Origin of the sequence: Arenimonas sp. (assembly GCF_022842045.1) — a bacterium.
Taxonomy (GTDB): domain Bacteria; phylum Pseudomonadota; class Gammaproteobacteria; order Xanthomonadales; family Xanthomonadaceae; genus Arenimonas.
Window position 1 is genome coordinate 15193 of the sequence record NZ_JALHQI010000005.1, and the last position, 20818, is coordinate 36010.

Sequence of the window (20818 nt, forward strand, 5' to 3'; positions counted from 1 at the left end):
GGACTACAAGCACACCATCAGCCTGCCGGAGACGGCGTTCCCGATGCGCGGCGACTTGCCCAAGCGCGAGCCCGCGATGCTGGCCGGCTGGCAGCAGCAGGGCCTGTACGCGCAGGTGCGGGCCAAAGCCAAGGGCCGGCCGCTGTTCGTGCTCCACGACGGCCCGCCGTATGCCAACGGTTCGATCCACATCGGCCATGTGGTGAACAAGGTCCTCAAGGACATGGTGGTGAAGTCGAAGCTGCTCTCGGGCTTCGACGCGCCCTACGTGCCGGGCTGGGACTGCCACGGCCTGCCGATCGAACTGGTGGTGGAGAAGAAGCACGGCAAGGTCGGCGACAAGCTCGACGCCGGCGCCTTCCGCGCCAAGTGCCGCGAGTACGCCGCCGAGCAGATCGCCGGGCAGTCCAAGGATTTCCAGCGCCTGGGCATCCTGGGTGACTGGGACCATCCGTACCGCACCATGGACTTCGCCTTCGAGGCGGACATGCTGCGCGCGCTGGCGAAGATCATCGAGCGCGGGCACCTCAGCCGCGGCGTGAAGCCGGTGCACTGGTGCTTTGATTGCGGCTCGGCCCTGGCCGAGGCCGAGATCGAGTACGCCGACAAGGTGTCGCCGATGGTGGACGTGGCGTATGACGCGATCGATCCGCAGGCCCTGGCGGCGAAGTTCGGCGTGGAGGCCGGCGACGCCATCGTCGGTGTGCCGATCTGGACCACCACGCCCTGGACGCTGCCGGCGAGCATCGCCGTCACGCTGGGCGCGGAGATCGACTACGTGCTGGTCGAGGGCCCGGCGCGCGCCGGCCGCCGCCAGTGCCTGGTGCTGGCCGAGGCGCTGGCCGAGGCTGCGCTCAAGCGCTACGGCATCGACACCGTCGTGGTGCTGGGCCGCGCCACCGGCGCCGCGCTGGAGAACCTTCGCCTCCGGCATCCGTTCTACGAGCGCGAGATCCCGCTGATCCTCGGCGAGCACGTCACCACCGACGCCGGCACCGGCGCCGTGCACACCGCGCCCGGCCACGGCCAGGAAGACTTCGTGGTGGGCGTGAGGTACGGCCTGCTGGAGAAGTACTCGCCGGCCGAGATCAATCCGCTCGGCGGCAACGGCGTGTACCTGCCGGGCACGCCGCTGTTCGCCGGCCAGTTCATCTGGAAGGCCAATGACAGCATCACCGCGCTGCTGGCCGAGCGCGGCGTGCTGCTGGCCTCGGGCAAGCTCGAGCACAGCTACCCGCACTGCTGGCGCCACAAGTCGCCGGTGGCGTTCCGCGCCACGCCGCAGTGGTTCATCTCGATGGAGCAGGCCAACCTGCGCCGCGACGCGATGGCCGCGATCAAGCAGGTGGGCTGGGTGCCGGAGTGGGGCGAGGCACGCATCGCCGGCATGATCGAAGGCCGCCCGGACTGGTGCATCAGCCGCCAGCGCACCTGGGGCGTGCCGATCGCGCTGTTCGTGCACAAGGTCAGCGGCGAACCGCATCCGCGCTCGATCGAGTTCATGCGCCTGGTCGCCGACCGGGTGCAGCAGCACGGCACCGACGCCTGGTTCGCGCTCGATGCCGCGGAGTTCCTGGGCGCCGAGGCCGACGACTACTTCAAGGTCACCGACATCCTGGACGTCTGGTTCGATTCGGGTGTCACCCACGAGGGCGTGCTGGCGGCGCGCGAAGGCGATGGCCTGCGCAAGCCGGCGGACCTCTACCTCGAGGGCTCCGACCAGCACCGCGGCTGGTTCCAGAGCTCGCTGCTGACCGGCATCGCGATGGACGGCGCCGCGCCTTACCGCCAGGTGCTGACCCACGGCTTCACGGTGGATGCGCAGGGCCGCAAGATGTCGAAGTCGATCGGCAACGTGGTCGAGCCGCAGAAGGTCAACGACGCGCTTGGCGCCGACGTGCTGCGCCTGTGGGTGGCCTCGGCCGACTACCGCAACGAGATGTCGGTGTCCGACGACATCCTCAAGCGCACCGCCGACGCCTACCGCCGCATCCGCAACACCGCGCGCTTCCTGCTGGGCAACCTCAACGGGTTCGACCCGGCGTCGCACCTGTTGCCCAACGACCAACTGTTGCTGCTCGACCAGTGGGCCGTGCACCGCGCCCACGCGCTGCAGGACGAGATCAAGGCCGCCTACGCGCGCTACGACTTCGCCGCGGTGGTGGCGATGGTGCAGAACTACTGCACCAATGACCTCGGCTCGGTCTACCTGGACGTGACCAAGGACCGGCTTTACACGATGCCGGTGGACAGCGTCGGCCGCCGTTCGGCGCAGAGCGCGATGTTCCGCATCGCCGAGGCCTTCGCGCGCTGGGTGGCGCCGTTCCTGAGCTTCACCGCCGACGAGATCTGGCAGCACCTGCCGGGCGGGCGTGAGGGCAACGTGCTCTTCACCACCTGGTATGACGGGCTGGCGCCGATGCCGGCCGGTGCGCCGCTGGCGCCGGCCGACTTCGACCGCCTGCTGGCAATGCGCGAGGCGGTGAGCAAGGTGCTCGAGCCGATGCGCGCCGACGGCGCCATCGGCGCGTCGCTCGAGGCCGAGGTCGAGGTCTTTGTCGAGCTTGAGCTCGCGCAGAAGCTGGCGCCGATGGCCGACGAACTGCGCTTCTTCTTCATCACTTCGCGCTTCGACCTCAAGCCGGTGCCGGTGGAGCCGCGCGAGGGCGCCTGGATCCACGCCGTGTCCACGGCCCACGCCAAGTGCGTGCGCTGCTGGCACTACCGCGCCGACGTCGGCAGCCACGCCGACGACCCGGGCCTGTGCGGCCGCTGCGTCGAGAACGTCAACGGTGCCGGCGAAACCCGGCGGTGGTTCTGATGGACCGCCCGCGCCCGAACGCGCTGGCCTGGCTCGGCCTGTCGGCCGTGCTCCTGGCGCTGGACCAGGTCACCAAGTGGATCGCGGTGACGCGGCTCGAATACCTCAGGCCGGTGCCGTTCATCGACGGCTTCTGGAACTGGACGCTGGTGCACAACTACGGTGCCGCCTTCAGTTTCCTGTCCGAGGCTGGCGGCTGGCAGCGCTGGTTCTTCACCGCGCTGGCGCTCGTGATCAGCGGCGTGCTGGTGGCGTGGCTCGCGCGCACCCCGCGCGGTGACTGGCGCACGGCGCTGCCGTTCGCGCTGGTGATCGCCGGCGCCATCGGCAACGTCATCGACCGCGTCCGCTACGGCTACGTGGTGGATTTCATCGACTGGTACCTGGGATTCACCGACCTGCCGCATTGGCCGGCCTTCAACGTGGCCGATGCCTGCATCGTCGGCGGCGCGATCGGCCTGGTGCTGTTCAGCTTCAACACGCCCCCGACGGCCCAGGGCAAGGGATAATCCCGGAATGGACATCCTGCTGGCCAATCCCCGCGGTTTCTGCGCCGGCGTCGACCGCGCCATCGAGATCGTGAAGCGCGCCATCGATTCGCTGGGCGCGCCGATTTACGTGCGCCACGAGGTGGTGCACAACCGCTTCGTGGTCGAGGACCTGCGCCAGCGCGGCGCCGTGTTCGTCGAGGAGCTGGACGAAGTGCCCGCGGGCGCCACCGTCATCTTCAGCGCCCACGGCGTCTCGCAGGCCGTGCGCGCCGAGGCCGAGCGCCGCGGGCTGAAGGTGTTCGACGCCACCTGCCCGCTGGTCACCAAGGTGCACATCGAGGTGGCGCGCCATTGCCGCGCCGGCCGCGACGTGGTGCTGATCGGCCACGCCGGCCACCCGGAGGTGGAGGGCACGATGGGCCAGTGGCGCCGCGAGCACGGCGACAACCACATCCACCTGGTCGAGGACGTGGCCGGCGTCGCCACCTTGGCCCCCACGCAGCCCGGCAACCTGGCCTACACCACCCAGACCACGCTGAGCGTGGACGACACCAAGGAAATCATCGCCGCCCTGCAGGCCCGCTTCCCGGCCATCCAGGGACCGAAGCACGACGACATCTGCTACGCCACCCAGAACCGCCAGGACGCCGTGCGCCTGCTGGCCGGCCGCTGCGAAGTGGTGCTGGTGGTGGGCTCGGTGAACTCCTCGAACTCCAACCGCCTGCGCGAGCTGGCCGAGAAGCAGGGCGCCCGCGCCTACCTGATCGACGGCGCCGAAGGCATCGAACCCGCGTGGGTCGAGGGCGTGGCCCGGGTCGGCGTGACCGCCGGCGCCTCGGCCCCCGAGGTGCTGGTTCAGGGCGTCGTGGCCCGCCTCCAGGGACTCGGCGCCGGCCAGGTCGAGCACGTCGAGGGTGAGCCGGAGAACGTGGTCTTCGCCCTGCCAAAGGAACTGCGCATCAGCCTGGTGAACTGAGCGGCCCGCCGGCACCCGCGGCCAGGGCAAACGCGCGCAAGAAAACGGGCCCGGAAATCCGGGCCCGTTTCTTTTCCTGCGTGTGGACGCCAGCGGGCCGCGTTGGGCCGTCGCGGCGGGAATGCCCTAGTGCCGGGCTTCCATCGCCCACTTGCGATCGCGCATGGCGTCGTGGTGCTGCTGCACCTTGGGCAGGTAGCTGAGCAGCGATTCCTTGACCGCCTTGGGCGCGTCGTCGCGCTGGATGGCGTCGTGGAAGGCGCTCATCAGTCGGTCCTCGCTCTTCTCGAGTTCCTTGACGTAGGCGTAGTCACCGTTGTCGCGCGCCATCTCGGCGCGGAGGGTGGAGTAGACCTGGTGGAGCTTGCCGCGCAGGCTGCCGTCGGCAGCGGGCTCGGCGGCCTCGGCCCTCACTTCCCGGGACATGCTGCCCACGAGGCCCTGCTTGGATTCGGCCATCTGGTCGAACAGGGTACGGAGCCCGGGGTTGTGCACCGCCTTGGCGGCATCGGCGTAGAACCTGGCGCTGTCGCGCGTCGCCTGGATGAGCTCGTTCAGGGTTTCGACTTTCTCCTTGCGGAGTTCGGCGTTGTTGGTCGTCATTGGATTTCTCCTTTGAAGCGGCCGGTGATCACGCTGCAAGGTGATCTCTTGTTGCGGCGAGTGCTCTTGCTTGCAGCGGTTACGACCCTAGCGGGGGGCGCCTGAATCTCGCGTTATGTCGCCCCGGGGGCCGGTGCCATGCGGCCCCTGGCCGGCCAGCGGCGCCGGCGCGCCCCGCCCGGGCAGGCAGGCAAATTGACCGTCCCGGCCCCGCAGACTAGAATCCGCGGCTTACGCCGGAATAGCTCAGTTGGTAGAGCGGCGCATTCGTAATGCGTAGGTCGCAGGTTCGATTCCTGTTTCCGGCACCAGAAAAGCCCGCCCCGACGCGGGCTTTTTTCTTTCTCATGCCTTGCGACCGGCGCCGGTTACATTAGCGCTCCGTTCCCGCGAGCCCGATCCCGATGGCCAAAGCCAAGACCGCCTACGTCTGCACCGATTGCGGGGCGTCCTCCAGCAAATGGCAGGGCCAGTGCGGGGAGTGCGGCGCCTGGAACACCCTGACCGAGTTCGTGGTCGAGCCGGCCGCGGCCGGGAAGGGCGGGGGTGCGGCGCCTTCGCACCAGGTGGGTTGGGCCGGGCGGCCGGCGTCGGCCGGCGTGGTGGCGCTCAAGGACGTCAGCCAGGACGCCGAGGTCCGCGTCTCCACCACCATCGGCGAGCTCGACCGCGTGCTGGGTGGCGGCCTGGTGGAAGGTTCGGTCGTGCTGGTCGGCGGCGACCCGGGCATCGGCAAGTCCACGCTGCTGCTGCAGGCGCTGGCGCTGATGTCGGCCCACCTGCCCGCGATCTACGTCACCGGCGAGGAGAGCCTGGCGCAAGTCGCAGGCCGTGCCCAGCGCCTGGGCCTGCCGCTGGAGAACCTGCATGCGCTGGCCGAGACCTGCGTCGAGAAGATCCTCGGCCAGGCCGCGTCGGCCAGGCCGGCGCCGCGGCTGCTGGTCGCCGACTCCATCCAGACCCTGTGGAGCGAGCTGCTCTCCGCGGCGCCCGGCTCCGTGAGCCAGGTACGCGAGAGCGCCGCCAAGCTGGTGCGCTTCGCCAAGGAAACCGGCACCAGCGTGTTCCTGGTCGGCCATGTCACCAAGGAAGGCGGCATCGCCGGCCCGCGCGTGCTCGAGCACATGGTCGATGCCGTGCTGTATTTCGAGGGCGAGTCGGGCAGCCGCTTCCGCGTGCTGCGCGCGTTCAAGAACCGCTTCGGCGCGGTGAACGAGCTGGGCGTGTTCGCAATGGGCGACAAGGGCCTGCGCGAAGTGCCGAATCCGTCGGCGATCTTCCTCTCCGGCTCCAGCACGGCCCAGCCGGGCAGTGCGGTGATGGTGACGCGCGAAGGCACGCGCCCGCTGCTGGTCGAGGTGCAGGCGCTGGTCGACAGCTCGCCGCTGTCGAATCCGCGGCGCGTGGCGCTGGGCCTGGAGCAGAACCGCCTGGCCATGCTGCTGGCGGTGCTGCACCGCCACGGCGGCGTGGTCACCGGTGACCAGGACGTTTTCGTCAACGTGGTCGGCGGCATCCGCGTGCAGGAAACGGCCGCCGACCTGCCGGTGTTGCTGGCGGTGCTGAGCTCGCTGCGCGACCGGCCGCTGGCGGAAAAGACCGTCGTGTTCGGCGAAGTGGGCCTCAGCGGCGAGATCCGTCCGGTGCCCAACGGCGAGGAGCGCCTGAAGGAAGCCGCCACGCACGGGTTCAGGCGCGCGATCGTGCCCAAGGCCAACGCGCCGAAGAAGGGCGCGTTCAAGGACATGGAAGTGATCGCCGTGGAGCGTCTGTCGGAGGCGCTGGATGCCGCGGCGGACTAGGCGCTTGGCGCTGGGAACTGGTGAATAGGAACTAGGAACTAGGAACTAGGAACTAGGAACTAGGAACTAGGAACTAGGAAATAGGAAATAGGAAATAGGAAATAGGAAATAGTAAAGGCGGTTGGTGTTGCACCGGTCGTCCAAGCCATTACTAGTTCCTAGTTCCTCTTCACTATTTCCTCCCTACTAACTCCTCCCCACTAACTCCGCCCCAGCACCAGCTCATACACGAACTTGCTGCCGAAGAACGCCAGCAACAGCAGCCCCATCGCCACCAGCGTCAGCTTCACTGCGCGCGGGCCACGCCAGCCCCAGCGCCAGCGGCCGAACAGCAGCACGCCGAGCACGGCCCACGACAGCATCGACAGCACGGTCTTGTGCCCCAGGTCCTGCGCGAACAGGTTTTCGACGAAGACCACGCCGGTGAGCAGGGTCAGGCTTAGCAGGCCGAAACCAACGCCCAGGCAGCGGAACAGCAGGGTTTCCATCTGCGTCAGTGGCGGCAGCACCCGGAGCCAGCCGCCAAGATGGCGCTGGCGCAGGGCGCGGTCCTGGAACCACAGCATCAGCGCCAGCAGCGTCGCCACCGCCAGCGTGGCGTAGGCCAGCAGCGCCAGCAGGGCATGCAGCTGCAGCGGCCAGCCCAGGTCGCGCCGCGGCAGGCCCCCGCCGAAGCCGGCGTAGGCCAGCAGCACCGCCGCGGCCAGCGGAAACACGATGATGCCGAGCGCCTCGATGCGCTGTGCCGGCCCCAGGCCCGTCGTCAGCGCAGCCATGCCCAGGCCCACCAGCGACAGCGCCGCGAAGAAGTGCAGGTCGGCGCCGCCCAGCAGCCGCCAGGCCGCGATGTGCAGGCCGGCGTGCACCAGCACCGCCGGTACCGCCAGCAGCAGCCAGCGGCGGGACGTCGGGTTGGGCCCCTGCGCGTGGCCCGCCAGTTGGTGGCTGGCGAGCAGGTACAGGACGGACGCGACGATGGCGAAGGCGAAGGCGAGGGCGGTCATGGGCCGAGTTTGGCACAGCCCGCGGAAGGTGAGAACCATTCTCGACTGGGAGGGCGGGCCGGGCGCCCGCGCTATACTTCGCGCCCCCAAGGCCAGACGCCGCAGCCCATGTTCGAGTCGCTCACCCAACGCCTGTCCGGCACCCTCCAGCGCCTTCGCGGCCGCGGCCGGCTGACCGAGGAAAACATTCGCGAGGCGACTCGCGAGGTCCGCATCGCCCTGCTCGAGGCCGACGTGGCGCTGCCGGTGGTCTCGGCCCTGATCGAGCGCATCAAGGTGCGCGCGGTCGGTCAGGAAGTGCTGACCAGCCTGACCCCCGGCCAGGCCTTGATCAAGGTCGTGCGCGACGAGATGGCGACGGTGATGGGGTCGGCCGCCGCCGACCTGAACCTCAACGTGCCGGCGCCCGCGATCATCCTGATGGCCGGCCTGCAGGGCGCGGGCAAGACCACCACGGTGGGCAAGCTCGCCAAGCACCTCAAGGAGCGCAAGAAGAAAAAGGTGATGGTGGTGTCGGCCGACGTCTACCGTCCGGCCGCGATCGAACAGCTGCGGACGCTGGCCCAGCAGGTGGACGTGCTGTTCTTCGCCTCCAGCGCCGACCAGAAGCCGGTGGACATCGTCCGCGCCGCCATCGACGACGCTCGCAAGAGCTTCGTGGACGTGCTGATCGTCGACACCGCCGGCCGCCTCGCCATCGACGCGGCGATGATGGCCGAGATCCAGGCCCTGCACGCCGCCGTGAACCCGGTCGAGACCCTGTTCGTGGTCGACGCCATGACCGGCCAGGACGCCGCCAACACCGCCAAGGCCTTCAGCGAGGCGCTGCCGCTGACCGGCGTGGTGCTGACCAAAACCGACGGCGACGCCCGCGGCGGCGCCGCGCTCAGCGTGCGCTACATCACCGGCAAGCCGATCAAGTTCGTTGGCGTCGGCGAGAAGCCCGACGGGCTCGACGTGTTCCACCCGGACCGCGCCGCCAGCCGCATCCTCGACATGGGCGACGTGCTGTCGCTGGTGGAGCAGGTCGAGCAGCAGGTCGACAAGGACAAGGCGCAGAAGCTGGCCGAGAAGGTCGCCAAGGGCAAGAAGTTCGACCTCAACGACATGAAGGACCAGTTCGAGCAGATGCAGAACATGGGCGGCCTGTCCGGCCTCATGGACAAGCTGCCGGGCATGGGCCAGGTCCCCGACCACGTGAAGGCCCAGGTGACCGGCAAGGAAATCCCCCGGATGGTGGCCATCATCAACTCGATGACCAAGAAGGAGCGGCGCAACCCCGGCCTGCTCAATGGCTCGCGCAGGGCCCGTGTCGCCAAGGGCTCGGGCACCACCCCGGCCGACGTGAACAAGCTGCTCAAGCAGTTCCAGCAGATGGAAAAGATGATGTCCAAGCTGTCCCAGGGCGGCATGAAGGGCATGCTGCGGGGCATGAAGGGGCTGATGGGCGGCGGCTTCCCGGGGCGGTTCCCGGGGCGCTGAATCGGCCGGCCAGACCCCGGTTCAGCCGCCGGGGTTTCCTTCGGGCGGCCAAGGGGTTAGAATTCGCGATTCCCCCGACCGGGTTGCGGCCGGGCTTCCTGTCCCAGAACTACAGAGCAAATCGACATGGTCAAGATCCGTCTGACCCGCGGTGGCGCCAAGAAGCGCCCCTTCTACCACATCATCGTCACCGACCAGCGCAACAAGCGCGATGGCCGTTCGATCGAGCGCCTGGGTTACTACAACCCGATCGCCACCCCGAACGAAAAGCGCGTCGAGCTCGACACCGAGCGCGTCAAGCACTGGATCTCCAACGGTGCGCAGCTGACCGACAAGGTCCGCGTGCTGTTCAAGGAAGCTTCGGCCCAGGCTTCGGCCTGAGGCACTGGCCTCGCCCCGCGCGAGGCCTGATGCCATGAGCACCGATCGCCGCATCCTGCTGGGCAGGGTCGCCGGCGACTTCGGCGTCCGGGGCGAGCTCAAGCTGCTCTCCTGGACCGATCCCCGCGACGCCATCTTCAGGTACCAGCCCTGGATCCTCCGCGCCGGCAATGCCGAGCGCGAGGTCTCCGGCGTCCGCGGCCGCGACACCGGCAAGCTGGTCATCGCCAGCTTCCCGGGCGTGGAGAACCGCGAGCAGGCCGAGGCGCTCAAGGGCGCCGAGATCTGGGTCCTGCGCAGCCAGCTGCCGGCGCCCAAGCCCGGCGAATACTACTGGGTGGATCTGGAGGGGCTGGCGGTCCGCAACCTCGAGGGCGTGGACTTCGGCAGGGTGTCGCACCTGTTCGATACCGGTGCCAACCCGGTGCTGGTCGCGGTCGGCGAGCGCGAGCGCCTGATTCCCTTCGTCATCGACCAGTACGTGAAGTCCGTGGACTTCGACGCCGGCCTGGTCGTGGTCGATTGGGACGCGGATTTCTGACGCCGGGACGCGCCGTGCGCATCGACGTCGTCACGCTGTTCCCCGACTTCATCCGCGAATCCGCCGCGCTGGGCGTGGTCGGGCGCGCGCAGGAGCGTGGCCTGCTGTCCGTGCACGGCTGGAACCCGCGCGACTACGCCACCGACAACTATCGGCGCGTGGACCAGCGCCCTTTCGGCGGCGGCCCCGGCATGCTGATGCTGGCCGAACCGCTGGGCACCTGCCTGGCCGCGGCCCGCGCCGCCGATCCGGCCCCGGCGAAAGTCATTTACCTCAGCCCGCAGGGCGAGCGCCTGACCCAGGCCAAGGTGCGCCAGCTGGCCGCCGAGCCGCGCCTGGTCCTGCTTTGCGGCCGCTACGAAGGCCTGGACGAGCGCTTCATCGCCCGCGAGGTGGATGAAGAGCTGTCGATCGGCGATTACGTGCTGTCCGGCGGCGAACTGGCCGCGGCGGTGCTGGTGGACGCCGTTGGCCGGCTGCAGGAGGGCGCCCTGAACCACGCCGACTCCGCCACCCAGGACAGCTTCGAGGACGGCCTGCTGGACTGCCCGCACTACACCCGGTCCGAAGCCACGGGCACCGAGGGCGTCCCGGCGGTGCTGCTGTCTGGCGACCACGCTGCCATCGCCCGCTGGCGCCGCCAGCAAAGCCTGGGCCGGACCTGGCTGCGGCGCCCGGACCTGCTGGCCCGGGCCCGCCTGGACAAGGCCGACCGGGCCCTGCTGGCCGAGTTCATCGCCGGCTGGCGGGCGGAAAACCCCGCGGGCGGCTAACCCCTTCCCCTTCAAGGGCTTGGCGGGCTATACTTGCGCGCTAATTTTTCCAAAGCCAAGCACGGTTACCGGGCCTCTGGCGCGCACATCCAATAAATATCAGAGGCGTGTAACCATGAATTTCCTGCAGCAGTTCGAGCAAGAGCAGTCGCAGCGCAAGCTGCCCGCGTTTGGTCCCGGCGACACCGTCGTGGTCAACGTCAAGGTCAAGGAAGGCAACCGCGAGCGCGTCCAGGCCTATGAAGGCGTGGTCATCGCCATCAAGAACGCCGGCCTCAACTCCGCCTTCACCGTGCGCAAGATCTCGCACGGCTTCGGCGTCGAGCGCGTGTTCCAGACCCACAGCCCGATCATCGACTCGCTGACGGTGAAGCGCCGCGGCAAGGTCCGCGCCGGCAAGCTGTACTACCTGCGTGGCCTGGAAGGCAAGAAGGCGCGCATCAAGGAAGACCTGGGCTACCAGGGCGAGTAATCGCCACCTGGCTGCACCCCGAACGGCCGCCGAAAGGCGGCCGTTTGCGTTGGTGCGGCACGGCCGCGAGGCGCTAGGATCAGGGCATGGAAAAACCGGAAACGCTGGCTGCGGTGCGGCTCGACATCTGGCTGTGGGCCGCGCGCTTCTACAAGACGCGCGCGCTGGCCAAGCAGGCGATCGAGGGCGGCAAGGTCGAAGTGCAGGGGCAGGGTGCGAAGGCCTCGCGCCTGGTCAAGGGCGGCGAACAGCTGAAGCTGCGCCGCGGCGAGGACCTGTTCGAGATCCAGGTGCTGGGGCTCAGCGAACGGCGTGGCCCGGCGCCGGTGGCGCAAGCGCTGTACGCCGAATCCGAGGCGTCGCGCGAGGCGCGCCTGCGCCTGGCGGACGAGCGGCGCGCCGCGAACGCCGGCTATCGCGCACCGGCCGGGAAACCCGACAAGCGCGCGCGCCGGCTGATCCAGGCGCTGGGCGACCTCGACGCGCTGTAAGTCGCGCTCAGGGCGCCTGGACCTCGCCGCCCTTCATCACCACGTCCACTTTCTTCAGCGCCGTGACGTCCTCCAGCGGATTGCCGGAGACCGCGATCAGGTCGGCCTGCTTGCCGGGTTCCAGGCTCCCGATGCGGTCGCCCAGGCCCAGCAGGTCGGCGGCATTGCGGGTGGCCGCGACGATCGCCTGCGCGGGCGTCATGCCGTGCGCCACCATCAGCTCGAATTCGTCGGCGTTGCGGCCGTGCAGGCTGACGCCGGCATCGGTGCCGAAGGCGATCTTCACGCCGGCCGGCACGGCCTGCTCCAGCGCCTTGCCGGTGATGTCGATGCGCCAGAGGATCTTGTCGAGCACTTCGCCCTGGTAGGCCTGCGGGTTCGCGGCCAGCCGCTCGCGGTAGCCGTTCACCGTGGACAGGGTCGGCACGTAGTACGCGCCGCTCTCGCGGAACAGGCGCAGGCCCTCCTTGTCCAGCAGCGTGCCGTGCTCGATCGAGTCCACGCCCAGGCGCAGGGCAAGGTTGATGCCGTCGGCGCCGTGCGCGTGCACCGCCACCTTCTTGCCGTACATGCGCGAAGTCTCGACCACTGCGCGCGCCTCGTCCTCGAACATCTGCGCGCCGAGCCCGGCGCCGATGCGGCTGTTCACGCCACCGGTGATCAGCAGCTTGATCACGTCGGCGCCCTCGGCGACTTGACGGCGCACCGCACGACGGCAGCTTTCGACGCCGTCGCAGACGTTGCCGCCGGTGTCGAGCGCATCGTGCAGGTCGGCGCGGTAACCCAGGCGCGGGTCGCCATGCCCGGCGGTGGCCGAGATCGAGGTATTGGCGGTGAGGATGCGCGGCCCGGGCAGCTTGCCGGCGTAGATCGCGTCGCGCAGCGCGCGGATCTCGCCGTCACCGTCGCCCAGGTTGCGCACCGTGGTGAAGCCGGCCCGCAGCGTCTTGCGGGCGTTGACGGCGGCCTCGAGCGCGTTGTCGGCCGGGCTGCGCTGCACTTCGGCCAGCTGGCCTGCGACGCCGCCGAGGTCGTTGGTGAGGTGCACGTGGCTGTCGATCAGGCCCGGCAACACGAAATGCTGGCGCAGGTCGAGCACGCGCGCGTCGGCCGGCGCGCCGAACGCGGCGGCGTCGAGGTGGCCGTCTCGCACCTGTTCGACCTTGCCGTCACGGATGAACAGCGTGGCGGCGCCGCGCGGCGCCTGGCCCGGGCGATCGAGCAGTTGGCCAGCCTGCACGATAACGGTCTGCGCCTGTGCCCCCAGCGAGGCGGCGAACAGCGAGACGGCGAGGGCAAGGGTTTGGCGGGTCATGCAGGCGCTCCGGAAGGTGGGGTGACACGGACGCCGGCCACCCTAGCAAACCTCGCGTCCCGGGGCCGTCGACGCCCGTCGCGATTCGATGTCGGCGGCGAGCCGCGGACGGGCGACTGGTCCGCCGCGCGCATCCCGGTGCGGCGGGCTCGGCGCCAGGCCTTCACCGGAGAAGCTTCAGCCGGTAGAGCGCCTCGAGCGCCTGCTTGGGCGTCAGCTCGTCGGGATCGATCGCAGCCAGCGCCTCGAGGGCCGGCGAGGGCGCCGGTGCGAACAGCCCGAACTGCTGCGGCGACTCCAGCGCCGCCGGGCTCATTTCCGCCACCGCGTGCGGCGCGCCGCGCTGCTCCAGTTCCACCAGCGTGCGCCGCGCCTGCTCGACCACCGTGCGCGGCAGGCCGGCCAGCGCCGCCACCTGCAGGCCGAAGCTTCGGTTGGCCGGGCCGTCCTTCACTGCGTGCATGAACACCAGTTTGTCGCCGTGCTCGATCGCGTCCAGGTGCACGTTGGCGATGCCGCTGCCGGGTTCGGCCAGGGCGGTCAGTTCGAAATAGTGGGTCGCGAACAGGGTGTACGCCCGGTTCGAGTGCGCAAGATGGCGCGCGCAGGCTTCGGCCAGCGCCAGGCCGTCGTAGGTGGAGGTGCCGCGGCCGATCTCGTCCATCAGCACCAGCGAGTTCGCGGTGGCGTGGTGCAGGATGTAGCTGGTCTCGGCCATCTCGACCATGAAGGTCGACTGGCCCCGGGCCAGGTCGTCGCCGGCGCCGATGCGGGTGAGGATGCGGTCGATCGGCCCGATCACCGCGCGCGCCGCCGGCACGAAGCTGCCCACGTGCGCCAGCAGCACGATCAGCGCGTTCTGGCGCATGTAGGTGCTCTTGCCGCCCATGTTCGGGCCGGTGATCACCAGCATGCGGCGGTCTTCGTCCAGCACCAGGTCGTTGGGCTCGAAGGGTTCGCTGCGGACCGCCTCGACCACCGGGTGGCGGCCGCGCTCGATCCGCAGGCCGGGCGCGTCGGTGAGTTCGGGGCGTGACCAGTCCAGGGCCTGGGCGCGTTCGGCGAAGGCGGCCAGCACGTCGAGCTCGGCCAGCGCGGCGGCGCAGCGCTTGAGAGACTCCAGTTGCTCGTTCAGCGCGTCCAGCAGCTGCTCGTAAAGCAGCTTCTCGCGCGCCAGCGAGCGCTCGCGGGCGCTGAGCACCTTGTCCTCGAAGGCCTTCAGCTCTTCGGTGATGTAGCGCTCGGCGCCGGTCAACGTCTGGCGGCGCGTGTAGTGCGTGGGCGCGCGCTCGGACTGGCCCTTGCTGATCTCGATGAAGTAGCCGTGCACGCGGTTGTAGCCAACTTTCAGCGTGGCGATGCCGGTGGCCGCCTTCTCACGTGCTTCCAGGTCGACCAGGAACTGGTCGGCGTTGGTGGACAGCGTGCGCAGCTCGTCGAGCTCCGCGTCGAAGCCTTCGGCGATGACGCCGCCGTCTCGAAGCAGCACTGGCGGCTGCGGGACGATCGCCGAGGCGAGCAGGGCGGCGTGGCCGGCGTGTTCGCCCAGCGCCGCGGCCAGCGCCTGCAGGCGCGGCGAATCCAGCGGCGCCAGCACCGCGCGCAGCGCCGGCAGCATGCCCAGGCCGTCGCGCAGCGTGGACAGGTCGCGCGGCCGCGCCGAACGCAGCGCGACCCGCGAGAGGATGCGCTCGACGTCGCCCAGGCCGCGGAAACGCTCGCGCAATCCGTCGCCGGCCGCCGACGCGACGAAGGTGGCGACGGCGTGGTGGCGCTCGCCCAGCACGCGGCGGTCGCGCAGCGGGCGGTTGAGCCAGCGGCGCAGCAGGCGGCCGCCCATCGGGCTGATGCTGGCGTCGAGCACGCCGAGCAGCGTGTGCTCGGTGCGTCCGTCGGTGCGGCTGTCGAGCTCGAGATGGCGGCGGGTGGCGGCGTTGATGGCGATGCCGTCGTCGGCCGACTCGAAGGCGATGGCGGTCAGGTGCGGCAGGCGCTGCTTCTGGGTTTCCTCGACGTAGGCGAGCAGGGCGCCGGCCGCGCCGATCGCCAGCGGCTTGTCCTCCAGGCCGAAGCCGGTGAGGTCGTGCAGCGAGAAGAAGCGGAGCAGCTGGCGCCGGCAGGCGTCGGCGTCGAAGCCCCAGGGCGGCCGGCGGCGCAGGCCGGGCAGGGTGGCGACCGCGGTCGGCCAGCCGTCTTCGTCTGGCAGCAGGATTTCAGCAGGATCCAGTCGCGCGAGTTCGGCGGTGAGCTGGTCCTCGGTGCCTACTTCAGACACCAGGAAGCGGCCGCCCGCGAGGTCGGCCCAGGCGATGCCAAATCCCTGCTTGCCGCGCGAGACCGCCAGCAGCAGCGTGTCGCGCCGCTCCTGCAGCAGCGCCTCGTCGGTGACGGTGCCGGGCGTGACGATGCGCACGACCTTGCGCTCGACCAGGCCCTTCGAGGCCGCCGGATCGCCGATCTGCTCGCAGATGGCGACCGATTCGCCCAGCGCGACCAGGCGGGCCAGGTAGCCCTCCATCGCATGCACCGGCACGCCGGCCATCGGGATCGGCGAACCGGCCGAGGCGCCGCGCTGGGTCAGGGTGATGTCGAGCAGGCGCGCGGCCTTGCGCGCATCGTCGTAGAACAGCTCGTAGAAATCGCCCATCCGGAAGAACAGCAGGATGTCCGGGTGCTCCGCCTTGGCGGCGAAGAACTGGCGCATCAACGGGGTGTGGGCGGGGCTGTTCGGATCAGGCGTGGACATGAAGGCAGGCAGTCAGGGGATGGACGGCGAAAGTCCGACCGTCGGAACTGCTGCATTGTGCCGCATGCGGTCGGCACGCGCCCCGCCAACGGGAGTGTCGCCGGGCTGGCCGTCGGGCCAACCCGGCGAGGTCGCTTACTCGGCGGCCCGGGCTTCGGCGGGCTCGTCCGGCTTGAAGCTGACCGGCACGCGGACCCAGCCCTCCACCCTCTCGCCCGAGGCGCCATTTCGACCGGCGTTGAAGCGCCAGTTCCAGGCCGCTTCCACCGCTTGCTGGTCGAACAGGCCCGCGGGCGTGGATTCGGCGACCTTGATTTCCTTGGGCACGCCGTCCACGCCGACCAGGATCTCCAGCATGACCATGCCGCCCAAGCCTTGGTCGGCGGCCTCCTTGGGATACTTCGGCGGGGTCAGCGAATCCACGTCGGTGAGCGTGGAGAGGGGCACGGCCCCGGCAGCCGGTGCCACCGGCTGCGCGGCCCACGCGGCCAGGGTGGTGGTGGCTGCCAGCGCGAGCGTCAAAACGGCGGCGATGCGGCGTCGACGCGGGCTGGGCAAGGTTTGCTTGAGCATGCTGATCCTCTCCTTCAGGGGGTGGCTGGACTGCCAATGGCAGCCCACGGGAAGGCCGAAAGCGGCCAGTTGGGTCTTCAGCATCGCGTCGCCGTAGCTGCGCCGCGCCGCCGGGAAACGGGCCACCACGGCGGCATCGCAGGCGAGTTCCTGGTCGAAGCGGAAGCGCGCTGCCGCGACGTGCACCAGCGGGTGGAACCAGAAGAGGCAGCGCATCAGCGTGGCCAGGGCTTGCGCGGGGATGTCGCCGCGCTCGATATGAAGCTGCTCGTGGGCGATTACCAGGCGCTGCTCGTCCGGCGTGTAGCGGGACTGGAAATCGGAGGGCAGCACGATGCGGGGGCGCCACAGGCCGCTGACGGCCGGCGTGGCCCATTCGGACGCGTCGTGGGCCTGCCCCGGCAAGCGCGTCACGCTGCGAAGGAAGCGGCGCTGGCGGACCAGCATGAGCAGCATCCACGCCGCGGCACCCAGCAGCCAGAGACCCAGCAGGCCCGGCGCCATCGATACCGCGGCCTGCGTCGTCGTCGGCATCGCGGCGAACAGTGAGACCGCCTGCACGGTGCCGATGGTCGCGGATACCCCGGTCGGGGCAGGCACCAGGACCGCCATCACGGCCAGCGGCGCGATTGCCCAGCATGCGTAGGCCGCGCGCGCGCCGGCCCAGCGGCGCAGCGGCCGGCGCAAGGCCAGCACCAGGGCCAGGGCAAGGGTCAGGGCGACGCTGGCCTGGAGCAGTTCGATCAGGGCGTCACTTGCCATTGTCGAGATCCTTCAGCAGCCGCTTCACGTCGGCGATGTCCTTGGGCGAGAGCTTGTGGGTTTCGGTGAAATGGGCGATGAGCGGCGCAAGCCGGCCGTCGAACACGCGCTCGAGCAGGTTGCTGCTCTGGCTGCGGGCCCAGGCCTCGCGGGTCAGCACCGGCGAGTAGCTGAAGCGCCGGCCGTCTTTCGCCGCCTTCACTGCGCCCTTCTTCACCAGGCGGCCCAGCAGGGTCTTGATGGTGGACACCTGCCAGTCCTGGTCGCGGGACAGTTCGGTGATCACTTCCTCCGAACTGCGGGGGCTGCCGCGCCAGAGCACTTCCATGACGACGCTTTCGGCTTCGCTGATCTGCATGGGCTCGTCTACGTTTGTAATCCTGGCTGAAGACTACAGATGTAAACGAATGTGTCAAGCGGTGGGCGGCAGCCGACAGCGGTAGCCACTTCCGGCGCCGCGGACTAGGCTTGGCGCATGGACTCCCGACCGCTGCCCCAAGACGACCTGCTGCACGCCCTGGCCGAGCAGGTGGGCGCCGCCCTCCAGGCCCGACACCTGATGCTGGCCACGGCCGAAAGCTGCACCGGCGGCTGGATCGCCAAGATGATCACGGACATCCCGGGCTGCTCGGCGTGGTTCGATTGCGGCATGGCCGCCTACAGCTACGAGGCCAAGCAGGCGCTGCTGGGCGTGCGGCCCGAGACCCTGATCGAGCACGGCGCAGTCAGCCGCGAAACCGTCGTGGAAATGGTGTCCGGCGCGCTGGTCACCTCAGGCGCCAGCATCGCGGTGGCCGTGACCGGGATCGCCGGCCCCACCGGCGGCAGCGCGGAGAAGCCCGTTGGCACCGTCTGGTTGGGTTGGAAGCGGCGCGGCGGCTACCCCAAGGCCGAGCTGTTCCACTTCGACGGCGACCGCGAAGCCGTGCGCCGGCAGACCGTGGAAGCCGCGCTGCGCGGCCTGCTGGAACTGGCCCGCTAACCCGCGCCAAAAAGTGCTTGACAGGGCGGGGAGGATTGTTAGTAGTATTACTACTAATGGACATCACCGACACCCAGCAGGCCATCCTGGCCATGATCACCGAGCGCATTGAGGCCGACGGCGTGCCGCCGTCCCAGGTCGAGATCGCCCATGCCTTCGGCTTCAAGGGCGTGCGCGCGGCCCAGTACCACCTGGAGGCCCTCGAGCTGGCCGGCGCCATCCGTCGCGTGCCGGGGCAGGCCCGCGGCATCCGCCTGGTGGCCCCGGTCGCGCCGCCCCAGAACGTGTCGTCCCCGGCCGCGGACCTCGTCCCCGCGGCCGGGGACGACCTCCTTCGCCTGCCCGTGCTCGGCCAGGTCGCGGCCGGCCTGCCCATCGGTGCCGACGCCGGCCTCCACGACATGGTCCTGCTCGATCGCGTCTTCTTCTCGCCGGCGCCCGACTACCTGCTCAAGGTCAAGGGCGACTCCATGCGTGACGAAGGCATCCTGCACGGCGACCTGATCGGCGTGCACCGCACCAACGACGCGCGCAGCGGCCAGATCGTCGTCGCCCGCATTGATGAGGAAATCACCGTGAAGCTGCTCAAGATTGGCAAGGATGGCATCCGCCTGCTCCCCCGCAATCCCGACTATGCGCCCATCGTGGTGAAGCCCGACCAGGAGTTCGCGATCGAAGGACTTTACTGCGGCCTCGTAAGGCCGAACCGTTGAGCTTCGGTGGCAAGAAGTCCGGCCCGAAGAAGTCGCTTTCCCTACAGCGCATCGAGGCGGAAGCGGCTGCCGCGGAGGCCGCCGCTCCGGCAGATTCAGGGCCAGCCGCCGGTTCTCAGTCCGTGAGACCCCGCCCCGCTAACCTCGCCACACCTGACAACAAACCCCCGAGGAACCCGACGATGGACGAGAACAAGAAGCGCGCCCTCACCGCCGCCCTGAGCCAGATCGAAAAGCAGTTCGGCAAGGGCGCGGTCATGCGCATGGGCGACAAGAGCACCGAACCGGCCGAAGTCATCGGCACGGGCTCGCTGATGCTCGACATCGCGCTGGGCATCGGCGGCCTGCCCAAGGGCCGCGTGATCGAAATCTACGGCCCGGAGTCCTCGGGCAAGACCACGCTCACCCTGCAGGCCATCGCCGAGTGCCAGAAGGCCGGCGGCACCGCGGCCTTCATTGACGCCGAGCACGCGCTCGATCCCACCTACGCCGTCAAGCTGGGCGTCAACATCGACGACCTGCTGGTCAGCCAGCCGGACACCGGCGAGCAGGCGCTGGAGATCGCCGACATGCTGGTGCGCTCGAACTCGGTGGACATGGTCGTGGTGGACTCCGTGGCCGCGCTCACCCCGCGCGCCGAGATCGAGGGCGAGATGGGCGACCAGCTGCCGGGCCTGCAGGCCCGCCTGATGAGCCAGGCCCTGCGCAAGCTCACCGGCAACATCAAGCGCAGCAACTGCATGGTCATCTTCATCAACCAGCTGCGCATGAAGATCGGCGTCATGATGCCGGGCCAGAGCCCGGAAGTGACCACCGGTGGCAACGCGCTGAAGTTCTACGCCTCGGTGCGCCTCGACATCCGCCGAATCGGCTCGGTGAAGAAGGGCGAAGAGGTCATCGGCAACCAGACCAAGATCAAGGTGGTCAAGAACAAGATGGCGCCGCCGTTCAAGGTCATCGTCACCGAGATCCTCTACGGCCAGGGCATCAGCCGCGAGGGTGAAATCATCGACATGGGCGTGGACGCCAAGCTGATCGAGAAGGCCGGTGCCTGGTACAGCTACAACGGCGAGCGCATCGGCCAGGGCAAGGAAAACGTCCGCCAGTGGCTGAAGGACAACCCGGCCGTGGCCAAGGACCTCGAGGGCAAGCTGCGCGACAAGTTCGTGCCCGGCCTGGTGATCGGCGACGAGAACGCCGAGCCGGTCGAGGCCTGAGACGGCACGCGGGGCGCGGGGCGAGCGCATGGGATTCGGTGACCGCCCCGAGCGTCCGAAGCCGGACGCCTACCAGAAGGCGCTGGAATTGCTGGTCCGGCGGGAGCACTCCCGCCGTGACCTGAGGCGCAAGCTGGGGCTGCGCGGCGCCGACCCCGAGGAGGCGGAGGCCGCCATCGAAAAGCTGGCTGGCCTCGGCTACCAGGACGACCTGCGATTCGGCACCGCCTTCGCCCGCGATCGGGCGCACTCGGGCTACGGCCCCGTCCGCATCCGCCAGGAACTGGCGGGGCATGGCCTGCCGGCGGAGGCCGTGGTGCAGGCCCTGGACGCCTGCGAAACCGACTGGGCCGGGTCGGCCCGGGCGCTGATCGACAAGCGCTTCCGGCCCGCCGACCTCGCAGATCCGGCGCGGCGACGGAAAGCCGTGGATTTCCTGCTGCGGCGCGGTTTTGACCAGAACGCCGCCTATGGCGCGGTCCGTGGCCGGGCTGGAGACGTCGGTGGCTTCGGTGAGCCGGACGAGCCAGGCGAGCTCTGAACCCCTGCGGCCGCATGGCCAAAGCCTCCGGACCCCGCTCCGGGGCTGGTAATCTTGGCGGCCACGCCATCCGGTTGTGATTTCCGGCTCCGCCCCGCATCTGCAGGGCAGGGCGGGCAGGTTACGCCGCGG

At 69.5% G+C, this 20818-nt stretch carries 20 protein-coding genes and 1 tRNA gene; 15 read left to right on the forward strand and 6 right to left on the reverse strand.

Features of this window, described 5'->3' with window-relative positions; genetic code table 11:
• Positions 1-43 precede the first annotated feature (43 nt).
• The 3 genes from ileS to ispH are packed head-to-tail and all read left to right on the forward strand — an operon-like array spanning position 44 to position 4288.
• Entirely contained in the window at positions 44-2821 is a 2778-nt protein-coding gene (ileS, locus tag Q0C12_RS02195) for an isoleucine--tRNA ligase (protein WP_290885714.1), read from the forward strand.
• The gene (gene lspA / locus Q0C12_RS02200; protein WP_290885718.1) at positions 2818-3330 is read left to right on the forward strand and encodes a signal peptidase II; all 513 of its coding nucleotides are present in this window, start codon (positions 2818-2820) and stop codon (positions 3328-3330) included. The genes ileS and lspA overlap by 4 nt, the downstream gene beginning before the upstream one ends.
• A 7-nt stretch (positions 3331-3337) precedes the next feature.
• A complete protein-coding gene (gene ispH, locus Q0C12_RS02205) occupies positions 3338-4288 on the forward strand; it encodes a 4-hydroxy-3-methylbut-2-enyl diphosphate reductase (RefSeq protein ID WP_290885591.1) in 951 nt (316 codons plus the stop codon).
• Between the two features lie 126 nt (positions 4289-4414).
• Here ispH and Q0C12_RS02210 read toward each other — a convergent pair whose 3' ends face one another.
• The gene (locus tag Q0C12_RS02210; protein WP_290885594.1) at positions 4415-4891 is read right to left on the reverse strand and encodes a PA2169 family four-helix-bundle protein; all 477 of its coding nucleotides are present in this window, start codon (positions 4889-4891) and stop codon (positions 4415-4417) included.
• Between the two features lie 235 nt (positions 4892-5126).
• Between Q0C12_RS02210 and Q0C12_RS02215 the strand changes: the two genes are divergently transcribed.
• Both Q0C12_RS02215 and radA read left to right on the forward strand, forming a co-directional pair.
• A tRNA-Thr gene (locus tag Q0C12_RS02215) sits at positions 5127-5202 on the forward strand.
• A 93-nt stretch (positions 5203-5295) separates the two neighbouring features.
• A complete protein-coding gene (gene radA / locus Q0C12_RS02220; RefSeq protein WP_290885597.1) occupies positions 5296-6693 on the forward strand; it encodes a DNA repair protein RadA in 1398 nt (465 codons plus the stop codon).
• Positions 6694-6893: 200 nt separating this feature from the next.
• Here the strand turns inward: radA and ccsA are convergent, their stop codons facing one another.
• Positions 6894-7697 carry a cytochrome c biogenesis protein CcsA gene (gene ccsA / locus Q0C12_RS02225; protein WP_290885600.1) on the reverse strand — a complete coding sequence of 268 codons (804 nt, stop codon included), beginning with the start codon at positions 7695-7697 and terminating at the stop codon, positions 6894-6896.
• Between the two features lie 108 nt (positions 7698-7805).
• Here ccsA and ffh point away from each other — a divergent pair, with 108 nt between their 5' ends.
• The 6 genes from ffh to Q0C12_RS02255 all read left to right on the forward strand — a co-directional run bounded on the left by ffh (position 7806) and on the right by Q0C12_RS02255 (position 11837).
• Positions 7806-9179 (forward strand): signal recognition particle protein, encoded by a 1374-nt coding sequence (gene ffh / locus Q0C12_RS02230; RefSeq protein ID WP_290885603.1) that lies wholly within the window; start codon positions 7806-7808, stop codon positions 9177-9179.
• Positions 9180-9305: 126 nt separating this feature from the next.
• Positions 9306-9560, forward strand: coding sequence for a 30S ribosomal protein S16 (gene rpsP, locus Q0C12_RS02235; RefSeq protein ID WP_290885606.1), 255 nt, complete (start codon positions 9306-9308; stop codon positions 9558-9560).
• A gap of 34 nt (positions 9561-9594) precedes the next feature.
• Positions 9595-10101, forward strand: a complete 507-nt coding sequence (gene rimM, locus Q0C12_RS02240; protein WP_290885609.1) for a ribosome maturation factor RimM — start codon at positions 9595-9597, stop codon at positions 10099-10101.
• Between the two features lie 14 nt (positions 10102-10115).
• Positions 10116-10874: a tRNA (guanosine(37)-N1)-methyltransferase TrmD gene (trmD, locus tag Q0C12_RS02245; protein WP_290885612.1), complete on the forward strand. Its 759-nt coding sequence runs from the start codon at positions 10116-10118 to the stop codon at positions 10872-10874.
• A 115-nt stretch (positions 10875-10989) separates the two neighbouring features.
• Positions 10990-11346 (forward strand): 50S ribosomal protein L19, encoded by a 357-nt coding sequence (gene rplS, locus Q0C12_RS02250; protein WP_034215033.1) that lies wholly within the window; start codon positions 10990-10992, stop codon positions 11344-11346.
• Positions 11347-11432: 86 nt separating this feature from the next.
• Positions 11433-11837 (forward strand): RNA-binding S4 domain-containing protein, encoded by a 405-nt coding sequence (locus tag Q0C12_RS02255; RefSeq protein WP_290885616.1) that lies wholly within the window; start codon positions 11433-11435, stop codon positions 11835-11837.
• A gap of 7 nt (positions 11838-11844) precedes the next feature.
• Here Q0C12_RS02255 and Q0C12_RS02260 read toward each other — a convergent pair whose 3' ends face one another.
• From Q0C12_RS02260 to Q0C12_RS02275, 4 genes are all read right to left on the reverse strand, one after another.
• Positions 11845-13152, reverse strand: a complete 1308-nt coding sequence (locus Q0C12_RS02260; protein WP_290885618.1) for an amidohydrolase family protein — start codon at positions 13150-13152, stop codon at positions 11845-11847.
• Between the two features lie 163 nt (positions 13153-13315).
• On the reverse strand, positions 13316-15898 hold the full coding sequence (gene mutS, locus Q0C12_RS02265) for a DNA mismatch repair protein MutS (protein WP_290885621.1): 2583 nt from the start codon (positions 15896-15898) through the stop codon (positions 13316-13318).
• Between the two features lie 135 nt (positions 15899-16033).
• Positions 16034-17233, reverse strand: coding sequence for a TonB family protein (locus tag Q0C12_RS02270; RefSeq protein WP_290885624.1), 1200 nt, complete (start codon positions 17231-17233; stop codon positions 16034-16036).
• Positions 17223-17591: a BlaI/MecI/CopY family transcriptional regulator gene (locus Q0C12_RS02275; RefSeq protein WP_290885626.1), complete on the reverse strand. Its 369-nt coding sequence runs from the start codon at positions 17589-17591 to the stop codon at positions 17223-17225. Before Q0C12_RS02275 ends, Q0C12_RS02270 begins: the two co-directional genes overlap by 11 nt.
• Positions 17592-17708: 117 nt before the next feature.
• On the opposite strand from Q0C12_RS02275, the gene Q0C12_RS02280 reads away from it, so the two are divergent.
• From Q0C12_RS02280 to Q0C12_RS02295, 4 genes are all read left to right on the forward strand, one after another.
• Positions 17709-18215, forward strand: coding sequence for a CinA family protein (locus Q0C12_RS02280; RefSeq protein ID WP_290885630.1), 507 nt, complete (start codon positions 17709-17711; stop codon positions 18213-18215).
• A gap of 56 nt (positions 18216-18271) precedes the next feature.
• Positions 18272-18928 carry a transcriptional repressor LexA gene (gene lexA, locus Q0C12_RS02285; RefSeq protein WP_290885633.1) on the forward strand — a complete coding sequence of 219 codons (657 nt, stop codon included), beginning with the start codon at positions 18272-18274 and terminating at the stop codon, positions 18926-18928.
• A 182-nt stretch (positions 18929-19110) separates the two neighbouring features.
• Complete coding sequence (gene recA, locus Q0C12_RS02290; RefSeq protein WP_290885636.1) at positions 19111-20145, forward strand: recombinase RecA; 1035 nt, start codon at positions 19111-19113, stop codon at positions 20143-20145.
• A 28-nt stretch (positions 20146-20173) separates the two neighbouring features.
• A complete protein-coding gene (locus Q0C12_RS02295; protein ID WP_290885639.1) occupies positions 20174-20686 on the forward strand; it encodes a regulatory protein RecX in 513 nt (170 codons plus the stop codon).
• Positions 20687-20818: the final 132 nt, after the last annotated feature.